Origin of the sequence: Neisseria sp. P0020.S003, from assembly GCF_051957095.1 — a bacterium.
In the GTDB taxonomy this organism is placed as follows: Bacteria; Pseudomonadota; Gammaproteobacteria; order Burkholderiales; family Neisseriaceae; genus Neisseria; species Neisseria subflava.
Genome location: NZ_JBQCWU010000010.1, coordinates 48,049 through 61,113 on the forward strand (window position 1 = coordinate 48,049; position 13,065 = coordinate 61,113).

General features: G+C 47.3%; 15 protein-coding genes. 7 read left to right on the forward strand and 8 right to left on the reverse strand.

The genetic code is table 11. From position 1 onward, the window contains the following. Window position 1: 1 nt before the first annotated feature. The 8 genes from ACTHTQ_RS07070 to cmk all read right to left on the reverse strand — a co-directional run bounded on the left by ACTHTQ_RS07070 (window position 2) and on the right by cmk (window position 7,649). The gene (locus ACTHTQ_RS07070) at window positions 2-886 is read right to left on the reverse strand and encodes a helix-turn-helix domain-containing protein (protein WP_440363521.1); all 885 of its coding nucleotides are present in this window, start codon (window positions 884-886) and stop codon (window positions 2-4) included. Next, complete coding sequence (pilW, locus tag ACTHTQ_RS07075) at window positions 887-1,642, reverse strand: type IV pilus biogenesis/stability protein PilW (RefSeq protein ID WP_063075505.1); 756 nt, start codon at window positions 1,640-1,642, stop codon at window positions 887-889. A gap of 8 nt (window positions 1,643-1,650) precedes the next feature. Then, on the reverse strand, window positions 1,651-2,739 hold the full coding sequence (gene rlmN / locus ACTHTQ_RS07080; RefSeq protein ID WP_314053534.1) for a 23S rRNA (adenine(2503)-C(2))-methyltransferase RlmN: 1,089 nt from the start codon (window positions 2,737-2,739) through the stop codon (window positions 1,651-1,653). 168 nt (window positions 2,740-2,907) lie between these two features. Continuing rightward, window positions 2,908-3,333, reverse strand: coding sequence for a nucleoside-diphosphate kinase (gene ndk / locus ACTHTQ_RS07085; RefSeq protein ID WP_004519785.1), 426 nt, complete (start codon window positions 3,331-3,333; stop codon window positions 2,908-2,910). Window positions 3,334-3,427: 94 nt separating this feature from the next. Further along, window positions 3,428-4,564, reverse strand: coding sequence for a cell division protein ZapE (zapE, locus tag ACTHTQ_RS07090; protein ID WP_440363522.1), 1,137 nt, complete (start codon window positions 4,562-4,564; stop codon window positions 3,428-3,430). A gap of 260 nt (window positions 4,565-4,824) precedes the next feature. Then, the gene (locus ACTHTQ_RS07095; protein WP_003678992.1) at window positions 4,825-5,139 is read right to left on the reverse strand and encodes an integration host factor subunit beta; all 315 of its coding nucleotides are present in this window, start codon (window positions 5,137-5,139) and stop codon (window positions 4,825-4,827) included. Window positions 5,140-5,149: 10 nt separating this feature from the next. Beyond that, window positions 5,150-6,835: a 30S ribosomal protein S1 gene (rpsA, locus tag ACTHTQ_RS07100; RefSeq protein ID WP_311457990.1), complete on the reverse strand. Its 1,686-nt coding sequence runs from the start codon at window positions 6,833-6,835 to the stop codon at window positions 5,150-5,152. A gap of 154 nt (window positions 6,836-6,989) precedes the next feature. After that, window positions 6,990-7,649 carry a (d)CMP kinase gene (gene cmk, locus ACTHTQ_RS07105; protein ID WP_440363523.1) on the reverse strand — a complete coding sequence of 220 codons (660 nt, stop codon included), beginning with the start codon at window positions 7,647-7,649 and terminating at the stop codon, window positions 6,990-6,992. A 216-nt stretch (window positions 7,650-7,865) separates the two neighbouring features. Here cmk and ruvB point away from each other — a divergent pair, with 216 nt between their 5' ends. The 7 genes from ruvB (at window position 7,866) to ACTHTQ_RS07140 (ending at window position 13,024) form a co-directional block, all read left to right on the forward strand. Further along, on the forward strand, window positions 7,866-8,897 hold the full coding sequence (gene ruvB, locus ACTHTQ_RS07110; RefSeq protein WP_440363524.1) for a Holliday junction branch migration DNA helicase RuvB: 1,032 nt from the start codon (window positions 7,866-7,868) through the stop codon (window positions 8,895-8,897). A 122-nt stretch (window positions 8,898-9,019) separates the two neighbouring features. Continuing rightward, window positions 9,020-10,927: an ATP-binding cassette domain-containing protein gene (locus ACTHTQ_RS07115; RefSeq protein WP_440363525.1), complete on the forward strand. Its 1,908-nt coding sequence runs from the start codon at window positions 9,020-9,022 to the stop codon at window positions 10,925-10,927. Window positions 10,928-11,016: 89 nt separating this feature from the next. Beyond that, window positions 11,017-11,448 (forward strand): type II toxin-antitoxin system RatA family toxin, encoded by a 432-nt coding sequence (locus tag ACTHTQ_RS07120; protein ID WP_440363526.1) that lies wholly within the window; start codon window positions 11,017-11,019, stop codon window positions 11,446-11,448. Then, window positions 11,441-11,713: an RnfH family protein gene (locus ACTHTQ_RS07125; protein WP_440363527.1), complete on the forward strand. Its 273-nt coding sequence runs from the start codon at window positions 11,441-11,443 to the stop codon at window positions 11,711-11,713. Before ACTHTQ_RS07120 ends, ACTHTQ_RS07125 begins: the two co-directional genes overlap by 8 nt. A gap of 54 nt (window positions 11,714-11,767) precedes the next feature. Beyond that, a complete protein-coding gene (gene pth / locus ACTHTQ_RS07130) occupies window positions 11,768-12,346 on the forward strand; it encodes an aminoacyl-tRNA hydrolase (RefSeq protein ID WP_003683307.1) in 579 nt (192 codons plus the stop codon). A 103-nt stretch (window positions 12,347-12,449) separates the two neighbouring features. Next, complete coding sequence (locus ACTHTQ_RS07135; protein WP_036472378.1) at window positions 12,450-12,659, forward strand: hypothetical protein; 210 nt, start codon at window positions 12,450-12,452, stop codon at window positions 12,657-12,659. Next, complete coding sequence (locus ACTHTQ_RS07140; protein ID WP_440363528.1) at window positions 12,656-13,024, forward strand: VanZ family protein; 369 nt, start codon at window positions 12,656-12,658, stop codon at window positions 13,022-13,024. Before ACTHTQ_RS07135 ends, ACTHTQ_RS07140 begins: the two co-directional genes overlap by 4 nt. Window positions 13,025-13,065 lie beyond the last annotated feature (41 nt).

Sequence of the window (13,065 nt, forward strand, 5' to 3'; positions counted from 1 at the left end):
TTTAGTTTTTTCCTGCAACAAAAGAGGAGGATTTTTCACCGGCAACACGGTATTTCAAAGGTTCGATAGGTGTGCCGCCGTAATTGGCTTCCGAACCGGCTGCAATACCGATCCAAACATTGTAAGGCGCACCGCCTCTCAGACGTTGTTCGCTTCCGGCCGGAACGATACGGCTGAATACTACTTTTCCATCTTTGTCCGTAATGATCAGATTGCTTCGGTATTGAACTTTAATCCAAAGTTCGTCTTTCTCAACCTTGACGGCAGGCTTCTCTTCTTGTACGACGGCGGAAGCTGCTGAGGCAACTTGATCATTAGTCACTTCAGGCTTATTGGTAATTTCTTTTTTGCCGTCTTCCGTCATTTCGCTAACGGCAACATTATTCGTTTTTAAGGCAGGCGTTTTCATCGTATCAGCAACATCTTTGCTGTTTTGAATATTTGCCTGCTCATTTTCAAAACTGGATTTGCTTTGCCAAAAGTAAACGCCGCCTACAGCCAAAGCCAGTGCGGCTATCCCCAATATCCATTTTGGGAAACCTTGCTTTTCAGTGTCTTGGTAGCTTAAGCCGGCGTTGGCACTGCGTGTTACCGCGTATACATGGTCTTCAAGTTGCGGAGTAATGGAGAGCAAATGTTTGGCGATGGTTTGTTCGTCGATTTTCAGAAATCGTGCATATGAACGCAGATAGCCTGAAACAAAGACTAAACCGGGAAAGCCTGAATATTCCCCTTTTTCCAAAGCATCAATTTGTTCGGCAGACAGTTTCAAACGTGAAGCGACATCTTGAATATCGATTTTGGCATCAGTTCTGTGTTTGCGTAATTCATCCCCCAATGTTTTGGCGGCTTGTGTGTCGTAGTTGATTTTATCGTTATTTTCCATTTAGTGGCCTGTTGTGACGGTTTGTAGTTCGTCTGAATAAGGGAAGTTTGCCCTAAGTTGGGCTTCGTATTCGTATGCGGCGTGTTTATTGCCCAAGGCGGTAGCCAAACGCCAGCCTAAAAGCAAATCGTCAGCCTGAAGGACATCAACTTTGCTTTGGTATTGGCGGAAATAATAGTCGGCATCGTTCAGATTGCCTGCCATCATTTTGGTTCGGGCAAGTTCTTTGAAAGCAGGGAAGAATTGTGGATTCGCTGCTAAAGACCTTTCCAAATAGGCTTGGGCTAAGGAGTATTGGCCTAACCTTGCACTGCAAATGCCTTTATTCATATTGGCAATAAAGGGGCTTGGGTAGGTTGGGTCGGCCAGTGCTTTGTCAAAGTAAGCCAAAGATTCGGCCGGTGCATTCATTTGATTGCACAAGAACCAACCGTAGTTGTTGTTGACTTCCGCGCTATCAGGTTTTAAAGACAATGCTTTAAGAAAGCTTTCCTGAGCTTTATCTTTGACCTTCAAATACTGATAAATCTCGGCGCGTACCAACCAAGCAAGGTCATTTTTTGAATTGGACTTAAGCGCCTCTTCGATACTTTCAGTAGCTTGGCGGTAGTTTTGGCCGCGCATATATTCCACAGCCAGTTGGGTTTTGATATTAGAAACTTGAATGGCACGTTCTTTAGGGCTTGGGCCGGAAGAGGAAGCGCAGGCAGAAAGAGTCAGTGCGGTAAGTAAAGCGAATCCGAACTTAATTTTCATAATTAACCTTATTGTTCGACCAAAATCTGTTGCCATTTTTGTTGGCGACGTGTTTTATCTTGTACTTGTCCGGCCAATTGTCCGCAAGCTGCATCGATATCGTCGCCGCGGGTTTTGCGGACAGTAACGACAAAGCCGGCTTGTTGCAGAATATCGCGGAAGACACGGATATTTTCATTGGTAGAACGTTCGTAGCCGGAATTTGGGAAAGGATTGAACGGAATCAGATTGAATTTGCATGGTACGTCTTTAACCAACTCAATCAATTCGCGCGCATGTTGCGCTTTATCGTTGATGCCGTCGAGCATAACGTATTCAAAGGTAATAAAGTCACGGGGTGCTTTGACCAAATAACGTTGACAGGCCGCCATCAATTCTTTAAGCGGGTATTTTTTGTTGAGGGGAACAATCTGATCGCGCACTTCATCGTTGGATGCGTGTAAAGACACAGCCAAAGCAACAGGCATTGCGTCACGCAGTCTGTCCATTTGTGGAACCATGCCTGAAGTGGAAACAGTCACGCGGCGGCGGCTTAAGCCGTAGCCGTGATCATCCAGCATAATGCTCAAAGCGGTAACAACATTGTCAAAGTTTGCCATGGGTTCGCCCATGCCCATCATCACCACGTTGGAGATAACGCGTTCGTTTTTTGGGGTAACACCCATGGCTTTATTGGCCCACCAAAGCTGACCGATGATTTCAGCGGTAGTCAGGTTACGATTGAAACCTTGTCGTCCGGTAGAGCAGAAGGTGCATTCCAATGCACAACCAACTTGGGAAGAGATGCACAAAGTACCGCGTTCAGCCTCGGGAATGAAAACGGTTTCTACACCGTTGCCAGTGCCGACATCCAGCAACCATTTGCGAGTACCATCCGTAGATTCTTGTGCCATCATTAATTTAGGCACTTCGATTGTGGCTTGTTCATTCAGCTTGGCGCGCAATGATTTGGCCAAATCAGTCATTTCTTCAAAATTTTGTGCACCGGCTTGATGTATCCAACGCATTACCTGCTTGGCACGAAAAGGCTTTTCGCCCATTTCGGCAAAGTGTTGCGTCAGTCCGTTTAAATCATAATTCAGTAGATTGGTTTTCATGTATTTTTATGTTTCTCAGTAAAGCTTTTAAAGCAAAGGGGCTTATTGGGCAGCTTTGCTTTAATAGCCTTTGGATTTTCAGACGGCCTTTAATTTGTAGGACATACAAAGCAGTTTTGCCGTCCGATATGAATCGGACGGCCGTAAAGCGGCTACAGGCTTTTATTCTTAGCGTGGGCAGATTTCGCTTTGGCTGAAGAAGTAAGCAATTTCAATTGCAGCATTTTCAACGCTGTCAGAACCATGTACAGCATTAACACTGACAGATTCTGCAAAGTCGGCACGGATTGTGCCAGGAGCTGCATCGGCTGGATTGGTTGCGCCCATCAGTTCACGATTTTTGGCAACGGCGTTTTCACCTTCTAATACTTGAATCATGACAGGATTGCGAGTCATGAATTTAACCAAGTCTTCATAAAAAGGGCGGTCTTTGTGTACGGCATAAAATTCTTTTGCTTCACGCTCAGAGAGATGTTTCATTTTTGCCGCAATAATGCGCAAGCCGTTTTCTTCAAAGCGGCTGTAAATCTTGCCGATGACGTTTTTTTCTACTGCATCGGGTTTGATGATGGAAATCGTACGTTCTATGGCCATGTTATGTCCTTGTTTTTATTGAAAGGTAAGTTGTCGTAGCCAAGAGGCGAGGGAAGTGTATTCTACCAAATTTCGCCCCTTTTTGGGAAAGGCATTATTTGCTTAAAGTCAGGTGCAGTTGTTTCAAGTAGACTTCAGATTGCATTTCGATCATACGGCTGGCCGTACGGGTAAATTCTTCTGCAAAATCGCCTTCGACGTAAATATCGTTTACGCCAACTGCGCTGGTAGCGCACAGCTTCACACGGAAATCGTATAAAACGTCAATTAACCATGTCAGACGGCGTGCTTCTGCTTTTTCTTGCGGGGTTAGGCGTTCTAACCCTGAAAGGAAAACCATCTCGTAATGTTCGGCTAAATACAAATAGTCAGCTTGAGAGCGCGGGCCAAAACATAATGCGCGGAAATCAAACCAGATGGCGCGTTCTGACTGGGCTTTATGAGGAATTTCCCGTCCATGAATAATGCTGATACCTGGGTTTAATTCAGAGATTCCGCTCATTTCCTTAAATAAAGCAGCGAGTTTTTGCTCGTTTTCTTCATTATTGGGAACAAAGAAAATTTCAGCAGGACGCAACGTACGCAAGCGGTAATCTTCGCCACCATCTACATTTAAAACGGTCAGGTTGGACTCGATAAGGGCGATGGTTGGCAGAAAGCTGCTGCGGTTTTGGCCTTGAGGATAGAGTTCGGATGGAGCATAGTTGGAAGTAGCTACCAAGACGACACCTTCACTCAACAGGTTTTCCAGCAAACGGCCCAAAATCATGGCATCGGCAATATCACTGACGTGGAACTCGTCAAAGCATAATACGCGTGTTTCTTTGGCAATTTCTGTTGCAACAGCTTTTAAGGGGTTGGCTTCGCTTTTCAAAACTTTAAGGCGTTGATGGATTTCGGCCATGAAGGCATGGAAATGCACGCGACGCTTGCGGCGATAAGGGAGGCAGCCGAAAAAAGCATCCATCAAAAAACTTTTACCGCGCCCTACGCCACCATAAAAATAGAGTCCTTTAGGTACTTGGGGGGAACGCAAGCTACGGCCAAGAAAACGGTTGCGTTTGCGTTTGAACATCATCAGCTCGGTCCACAAACGATCCAAATATTCAATGGCTCGCGCTTGGGCTTCGTCGCGAATAAAGTTAGGCTGTTCGGCTGCAGCTTGATACCAAGTCAATGGGCTGTGGTTTTCAAATGGAGGTGGTGTGAATAGTTGGTCTCTATTGCTCATGTGTAACCTTTATTATGTTTTGCTGGCGATAGTTGAAACATCATCCGCAATAGTTTGGACAGCAGTTGGAATGATGTTTTCATTACAGAATAGTCGGTCTATTATAAATGATTTCAGACGGCCTGCGTTTTTTGCAAAAGCATTGTAGTAAATATAGTTGAAAGAGTGTGCGATTAAGGTATGCGTGAAAAGAGCCGGCTTTGGTATTTCTTGAGAAAACAAAAAAACGCCGCATTTCTGCGGCGTTTTGCTACTAAGTATTAATGAGCACTTTCTTGCAATGCCAAGTCTACACGCTCACGCAACTCTTTACCCGGTTTGAAGTGAGGAACATGCTTTTCTGGCACTTCCACGCGTTCGCCGGTTTTTGGGTTGCGCCCGATACGGGCAGGGCGGTGGTTCAAATCGAAGCTGCCGAAGCCGCGGATTTCGATACGTTGTCCACGAGCCAGTGAGCGGGTCATGGTATCAACCAAGACTTTTACACTGTATTCGACATCTTTAGCCAGCAGTTGGTTGCCATTTTTCTCGGCAAACACTTCTGCGAGGCGAACCATCAATTCAGACTTCGTCATGTCTGCAACCTTATTCTTGGTCGCCGGACAGTTTGGCTTTCAGCAAGTCGCCCAGGCTGGTAGTACCGGCATTGGCAGTTGCAGCGGCGTTAACTGAATTCAGCGCTTCGCGGTTTTCTTTAGCGTCTTTCGCTTTAACAGACAGACGGATGCTGCGGTTTTTGCGGTCAACGGTAACGATAACGGCTTCAACTTCGTCGCCTTCTTTCAGTTTGGTGGTCAGGTCTTCAACGCGGTCGGCAGCGAATTCAGAAGCAGGCAGGTAGCCTTCAACTTCTTCAGACAGAGCAACTACAGCACCTTTGGCGTCAACAGATTTCACAGAACCTTTAACCAAAGAACCTTTGTCATTTACGCTGATGAAGTTGCCGAATGGATCACCTTCCAGTTGTTTGATACCCAAAGAGATGCGCTCTTTGTCAACGTCGATTGCCAATACAACGGCTTCAACTTCCTCGCCTTTTTTGTATTTGCGTACAGCTTCTTCGCCGGCTTCAGTCCAAGACAGGTCAGACAGGTGAACCAGACCGTCAATGCCGCCAGGCAGACCTACGAATACGCCGAAGTCAGTGATGGATTTAACCGCACCGGAGATTTTGTCGCCTTTATTGTGGTTGGCGGCAAATTCTTCCCAAGGATTGGCTTGGCATTGTTTCATACCCAAAGAGATACGGCGGCGGTCTTCGTCGATTTCCAGGATCATTACTTCAACTTCGTCACCCAGTTGAACAACTTTGCTTGGATGTACGTTTTTGTTGGTCCAATCCATTTCGGAAACGTGTACCAAACCTTCGATGCCTTGTTCGATTTCAACGAACGCACCGTAATCAGTCAGGTTGGATACTTTACCGAACAGGCGGGTACCTTGTGGGTAACGACGGGTCAGGCCGCTCCAAGGATCTTCGCCCAATTGTTTCATACCTAGAGAAACGCGTTGTTTGTCTTGGTCGAATTTCAGGACTTTAGCTTCAACTTCTTGACCGACTTCCAAAACTTCGCTTGGGTGTTTCACACGGCGCCATGCCAAGTCGGTGATGTGCAACAGACCGTCGATGCCGCCCAAGTCAACGAATGCACCGTAATCGGTGATGTTTTTAACGATACCTTTGATAACTGAACCTTCTTGCAGGTTTTCCAGCAAGGCTTTGCGTTCTTCGCCCAAAGTAGCTTCCAGAACAGCGCGGCGGGACACAACAACGTTGTTGCGTTTTTTGTCCAGTTTGATCACTTTGAATTCAATTTCTTTGCCTTCGAAGTGAGAAGTGTCTTTTACAGGACGTACGTCAACCAAAGAACCCGGCAGGAATGCGCGGATGCTGTTGATCATAACGGTCAGACCGCCTTTGACTTTGCCATTGATAACGCCGGACAGGATGTCGCCGTTTTCCATAGCTTCTTCCAAAGCGATCCAGTCGGCAGCACGTTTGGCTTTTTCGCGGGACAGTTTGGTTTCGCCGAAGCCGTTTTCAACAGATTCGATGGTAACGGTAACGAAATCGCCAACTTTAACTTCAATCTCGCCCTGAGCGTTTTTGAATTCAGCAACATCAATCAGAGATTCTGATTTCAGACCTGCGTTAACGGTAACGAAGTTTTGATCGATGCCGACTACTTCGGCAGTAATCACTTCACCTGGGTTCATCTCTTGCAGGGTAAAGCTTTCTTCCAGCAGCTGGGCAAAATTTTCCATAGTCATATATACTCTTTTCGGTACACCGCCAAGGGGTGCGGGTTAGGTTTGAAATGACCTGCCGTCCTTGGCGCGGCAGGTTGGGAAATGTTTTCAGACGGCCTTGTTATAGGGTTAACAGGCCGTCTGAAATGAAAACTTTGCGATTATACTCCAAATTTTAAACTTTATGATACCAATCAAGCACTTTTTTTACAGCTTCTTCGATAGAAAGGTTATCAGTATCTAAAAGCAGGGCGTCGGGCAGCTGTTTCAACGGAGCAACAGGGCGGCGGCGGTCTGCTTCGTCGCGCGCTTCAATGTCCGACAAAATACGCTCGAATGCAACGCCTTCGCATGGGATACCGAGTTGTTTGGCACGACGTTGGGCGCGGACATTGGCACTTGCGGTCAGGAAAATTTTTAATGCGGCATCAGGGAAAATAACCGAACCGATATCGCGGCCGTCGGCGACCAAACCTTTTTCGGTTAGGAAGTCGCGTTGGCGTTGTAAAAGGGCGGCACGCACTTTAGGCAACTGCGCAACGGCAGATGCGCCCATGCCGATCGCTTCGGTACGGATTTGCTCGGACACATCTTCGCCGTTTAATAATACGACGCTGCCTTCAAATTGTGCGGGCAAAGTTTCTGCCAGTGTGCTGACGGTGTCTTCATCTGACCAGGCAACATTGTGTTTTTGTGCGTAAAGTGCGGTCAGGCGGTAAAGCGCACCGGAGTCTAGGTAAAGAAAACCCAAGGCTTCGGCTACGCGTGAGGCAACCGTCCCTTTGCCGGATGCGCTGGGGCCGTCGATGGCGATGACTTTTTGCTTGAGGCTCATGTGTTCTCCTGAATGCGATAGGTATTTGAATTAACCGTTTATTATACGTTGCTTTGGCCGTCTGAAAGCGAAAATTTTTGTGTGATTTAGATTTGAGGGAAAAGTGGCTCGGCCTTATCGGGTATAATGGCCAAAATCATAATTTAACCGCTTTGTCTGATTGTTCGGGCCGTCTGAAACAACGGGTCGGGAACGGTCTTAGAATTTAGAAACATTATGTTACAAACCGATAATCTTACTTCTGCACAACCTCAGCGTATTATCACTGCTCAAAATATTTCAGCTCAGGAAGAATTGCTTGAACGCGCTTTACGTCCGAAAACTTTAGACGACTATATCGGGCAGGATAAGGCAAAAGAGCAGTTGGCCATTTTTATTCAGGCGGCGAAAAAACGTGGCGAAGCGCTTGACCACACTTTGTTGTTTGGCCCTCCGGGTTTGGGCAAAACTACTTTGGCGCATATTATCGCCAAAGAGTTAGGCGTTAATTTGCGCCAAACCAGCGGCCCGGTTTTGGAACGTGCCGGCGACCTTGCAGCCTTGTTGACCAATCTCGAGCCGCATGATGTGCTGTTTATTGATGAAATCCACCGCTTAAGCCCAGTGGTTGAAGAAATCCTTTATCCTGCGCTTGAAGATTATCAGTTGGACATCATGATAGGCGAGGGGCCGGCCGCGCGTTCGGTCAAAATCGATTTGCCGCCGTTTACATTGGTAGGTGCGACGACCCGTGCCGGTATGCTGACCAATCCTTTGCGCGACCGTTTCGGTATCGTATCCCGATTGGAGTTTTATCAGAATAAAGATTTGGCAACTATTGTTGCCCGTTCTGCACAGTTGTTGCAGTTGGATATGGGCGACGAGGGTGCGATGGAAGTGGCCAAGCGCAGCCGAGGTACGCCGCGTATTGCCAACCGCCTTTTGCGACGTGTGCGCGATTATGCCGATGTGAAAAACAACGGCGTCATTGATGCGGAAATTGCCGATGCGGCTTTGAGTATGCTGGATGTGGACGGGCAAGGTTTGGATGTGATGGACAGGAAATTCCTTGAGGCGATTCTGTACAAGTTCAGTGGCGGTCCTGTCGGTTTGGAAAACGTGGCTGCTGCGATTGGTGAATCGACCGATACCATCGAAGATGTGATTGAACCTTATCTGATTCAGCAGGGCTTTTTGCAGCGTACACCGCGCGGACGTGTAGCAACCGAACGAGCCTATCTGCATTTCGGCTTGAAGGTTCAAGAATAATAATGAAGGCCGTCTGAAAACCGCTTTCAGACGGCCTGATACTTTCAATTTCATATGATTGTCGGCAAATATCTGCCGATAATCGGTTAAAATGTCCCCCTTTTCTTTTTTGAAGTTTCCCCATGAATATCTTATCCGTAGAAAATGCTTCTTTTGCCGTTGGCCATGTCGCCTTGCTCGATAAAACTTCTTTCCAACTCGACAGCGGCGAGAAAATCGGTTTGATCGGTCGTAATGGTGCGGGTAAGTCTTCGTTTTTAAAAATCCTCGCCGGTGTACAAAAGCTCGATGACGGGCAGATTATTGTTCAAAACAACCTCAAAATCGTTTATGTACCGCAGGAATCCTTTTTTGATAAGGACGCAACCGTATTTGATACCGTTGCCGAAGGTTTGGGCGAAATTCGCGATTTATTGCGCCGTTATCATCATGTCGGCCATGAGTTGGAAAATGGTTCGAGTGAGATTTTGTTGAAAGAGCTCAACGAATTGCAACTTGAAATCGAAGCGAAGGACGGCTGGAAACTGGATGCGGCAGTCAAGCAGACTTTGGGGGAACTCGGTTTGCCGGAAAACGAAAAAATCGGCAATCTTTCCGGCGGTCAGAAAAAGCGCGTCGCCTTGGCGCAGGCTTGGGTGCAAAAGCCCGACGTATTGCTGCTGGACGAGCCGACCAACCATTTGGACATTGACGCGATTATTTGGCTGGAAAATCTGCTTAAAGCGTTTGAAGGCAGCTTGGTTGTGATTACCCACGACCGCCGTTTTTTGGATAATATCGCTACGCGCATCGTCGAACTAGACCGCGGCATTCTGCGCTCCTATCCCGGATCGTTCTCTAAATATAGCGAGAAAAAAGCGCAGGAATTAGCGGTTGAAGCGGAACATAACCGCCTGTTTGACAAATTCCACGCGCAGGAAGAAGCGTGGATACGCAAAGGCATTGAAGCGCGCCGTACCCGTAATGAAGGCCGCGTGCGCCGTTTGGAAGAACTGCGCCGCCAGCGCGCCGAACGCCGCAACGTGCAGGGACAGGTCAATTTCAAACTCGACAGCGGCGAGAAAAGCGGCAAAATCATCGCCGAACTGGAACACGCCTCGTTTGCCTACGGCGACAAAGTCATCATGGACAAATTCTCCGCCATCCTGCAGCGCGGCGACAAAATCGGCTTAATCGGTCCAAACGGTATCGGTAAAACCACCTTCCTCAAGCTGATTTTGGGTGAATTGCAGCCGACCTACGGCAAAATCCGCATCGGCAGCAAGCAGGAAGTTGCCTATTTCGACCAGTTCCGCAGCGCGTTGAATGAAAATGATACTGTGTTTTACACGCTCGGACAGGGCAATGATTACGTTGAAGTCGGCGGTAAGAAAAAGCATGTGATGAGCTATTTGGAAGATTTCCTGTTTCATCCGGCTCGCGCACAAAGTCCTGTTTCATCGCTCTCAGGCGGCGAACGCAACCGCCTTTTGCTGGCAAAACTCTTTACCCGTCCCGCCAATATTTTGGTCTTGGACGAACCGACCAACGACTTAGACATCGACACCCAAGAGCTGCTCGAAGACTTACTGCGTGATTATCAAGGCACGGTATTCCTTGTCTCGCATGACCGTATGTTCTTGGATAATGTGATTACCCAAAGCATTGTTTTTGAAGGACAAGGCCGTCTGAAAGAATACATCGGCGGCTATCAAGACTATATTGACGCAAAATCGCGGGAAGATAAAATTCAAACGGCCTCTGCGCCTAAAGCGGTTGCCGAGCCTGAAAAAGTCAAACCCAAAGCCAACCGCACGGTCAAACTTTCCTACAAAGAACAGCGCGAACTCGACGCCCTGCCCGACGAAATCGCCGCCTTGGAAACCGAACAGGCAGAAATCAACGCGCAGCTTTCCGATCCTGAAATTTTCAAAGATTACGAAAAAGCAGGTGCGTTACAAAGCAGGGCTGAAGAAATTGAGATGTCGCTTTTGGAAAAACTGGAACGCTGGGAATGGCTGGAAGCGAAACAAAATGGCGAAGCGGTTTAAATTGGGAATTTTGTCCCAAAGTAGGGCAGATATTTTTCTAAATCATGCCGTCTGAACCCCAAATATTCAAAAACAAGGTCTACAACCACATGAAAAAAGTCGAGAAAAACGTATTGGTGCTGCATAGCGCTAAGGAAATGTTTGAGCTGGTGGACAAAGTTGAGGACTATCCAAAATTTTTGCCGTGGTACAGCAAGACCGAAGTCATCGAACGCAAAGGAAATGAGCTAAAAGCGCGCCTGTTTATGGACTATATGCGCGTCAAACAGTCATTTGCGACGCACAACCACAATATCCCGGGGCAGGAAATCCGCATGGATTTGCTCGAAGGGCCGTTTAAAACCTTGCGCGGCACTTGGAAATTTATCGATTTGGGTGATGATATGTGTAAAGTTGAATTCAGATTAGAATACGATTTTTCCAATGCCGTACTCTCTGCCATGATTTCCCCGGTGTTTGGCCATCTCGCCGGCACGCTAGTGGATGCTTTTATTAAAGAGGCCGACTGCCGCTATGCTTGAGATTGAAATTGTTTACGGACTGGCCGACAGGCAAGTGTTGAAGAGCATGACCGTTGCAGAAGGTACAACCGTACGCGAAGCTACCTTGAAAAGCGGATTGGAGGTGGAGTTCCCAGAGTTGGATTTACAGCAATCACCTTTGGGTATTTTCGGCAAGGCTGTGAAAGACGAGACTGTGTTACGCGATGGCGATAGGATTGAGGTTTATCGTCCATTGTTGATTGATCCTAAAGAAGCGCGACGTAAACGCGCAGGGCAAGAATAAATCAAAGGCCGTCTGAAACTTTTTCAGACGGCCTGTCAAACTGAAAGAACAGTAATGAGCTTGAAAATTAAATTAATCGTCGGTTTGGGCAATCCAGGCCAAGAATACGAACAAACGCGCCACAATGTCGGCTTTTGGCTGTTGGACGAACTGGCGTGGAAATGGAAAGTCAATTTTAAAGACGAAAAGAAATTTTACGGCGAAGTAGCGCGCGCCACTACGCCGGATGGCGATGTTTGGCTGCTCAAACCCATGACCTTTATGAACCGCTCCGGTCAGGCAGTAGCCGCTTTGGCTCAATTTTACAAAATCAAGCCGGAGGAGATCTTGGTGGTTCATGACGAGCTGGATATTCCATGCGGCCGTATCAAATTCAAACTTGGCGGCGGCAACGGCGGACACAACGGCCTCAAAGACATTCAGGCTCGCTTGGGTACGCCTAATTTCTACCGCCTGCGCTTAGGTATTGATCATCCGGGCGACCGTAATCTGGTTGTCGGTTATGTGTTGAATAAACCGTCGGCGGAACACAGACAGCAAATTGATGACTCCATCGCCAAATCCCTGCAAGGATTGCCGGCCGTGTTAAATGGCGAATGGGAAGAGGCAACACGTTTTTTACACAGTAAGTAAGCGTACCCGAATCAAACGGGCAACCTTGCGCATCATGTTCAGACGGCCTGAAAACAGACGGCGCAGTCTGACTAGTGATAAACCAATCAAAGAAACAGTAAATATGAGCGAACTGACTAGCCTTATGCAGACCGAAGCACCAGGCATTGTTGGCGAAACATTAGACTTCTGCCTTTACGAATGCAGTATTGAAGATGCCCCGGATGCAGAAGAAGTGGCACAATGGCGTGATATTTTGAAGGCGCGGGGTGGAAAATTTGTCCGCTTGGCAGATATCTGCCAAACATGGCTGGATGAAGAGGCCGACAAATGAAAGCCTTACCATTAAATAAATTTACTGCCGCTGCCTTGATCTGGTTTGCCGCCGCCATTTATGCCTTACTTTTCAAAGAGGGTGGCAATAGCGCTCCACCATTTCCCCATTTTGATAAAGTCGGCCATTTCGGACTGTTTTTCGGTCAGGCATGGCTGTGCGCAAAAATATTTATTCAAGACAATAGGAATATTCCCTATAAAGGCATTCTGTTTGCCGCTTTATTGTTTGCAGTAGGAAGTGAGTTGGCCCAGGCATTTCTGACTGCTACGCGCCAAGGTTCGATTGCGGACGGCATTGCCGATATGGCAGGTACGGCTGTGGCTTTGTGGTTTGCAGAAAAAGTAAAAACAGCAAAAAGTTAGATATATTTAAAGAAGTTAAAAGGCCGTCTGAAATCCTGAGA

Bases quoted from the DNA above. Each gene is read 5' to 3' on its own strand.
- ACTHTQ_RS07070 (WP_440363521.1), bottom strand. From the start codon at position 886: ATGGAAAATAACGATAAAATCAACTACGACACACAAGCCGCCAAAACA.
- pilW (WP_063075505.1), bottom strand. From the start codon at position 1,642: ATGAAAATTAAGTTCGGATTCGCTTTACTTACCGCACTGACTCTTTCT.
- rlmN (WP_314053534.1), bottom strand. From the start codon at position 2,739: ATGAAAACCAATCTACTGAATTATGATTTAAACGGACTGACGCAACAC.
- ndk (WP_004519785.1), bottom strand. From the start codon at position 3,333: ATGGCCATAGAACGTACGATTTCCATCATCAAACCCGATGCAGTAGAA.
- zapE (WP_440363522.1), bottom strand. From the start codon at position 4,564: ATGAGCAATAGAGACCAACTATTCACACCACCTCCATTTGAAAACCAC.
- ACTHTQ_RS07095 (WP_003678992.1), bottom strand. From the start codon at position 5,139: ATGACGAAGTCTGAATTGATGGTTCGCCTCGCAGAAGTGTTTGCCGAG.
- rpsA (WP_311457990.1), bottom strand. From the start codon at position 6,835: ATGACTATGGAAAATTTTGCCCAGCTGCTGGAAGAAAGCTTTACCCTG.
- cmk (WP_440363523.1), bottom strand. From the start codon at position 7,649: ATGAGCCTCAAGCAAAAAGTCATCGCCATCGACGGCCCCAGCGCATCC.
- ruvB (WP_440363524.1), top strand. From the start codon at position 7,866: ATGTTACAAACCGATAATCTTACTTCTGCACAACCTCAGCGTATTATC.
- ACTHTQ_RS07115 (WP_440363525.1), top strand. From the start codon at position 9,020: ATGAATATCTTATCCGTAGAAAATGCTTCTTTTGCCGTTGGCCATGTC.
- ACTHTQ_RS07120 (WP_440363526.1), top strand. From the start codon at position 11,017: ATGAAAAAAGTCGAGAAAAACGTATTGGTGCTGCATAGCGCTAAGGAA.
- ACTHTQ_RS07125 (WP_440363527.1), top strand. From the start codon at position 11,441: ATGCTTGAGATTGAAATTGTTTACGGACTGGCCGACAGGCAAGTGTTG.
- pth (WP_003683307.1), top strand. From the start codon at position 11,768: ATGAGCTTGAAAATTAAATTAATCGTCGGTTTGGGCAATCCAGGCCAA.
- ACTHTQ_RS07135 (WP_036472378.1), top strand. From the start codon at position 12,450: ATGAGCGAACTGACTAGCCTTATGCAGACCGAAGCACCAGGCATTGTT.
- ACTHTQ_RS07140 (WP_440363528.1), top strand. From the start codon at position 12,656: ATGAAAGCCTTACCATTAAATAAATTTACTGCCGCTGCCTTGATCTGG.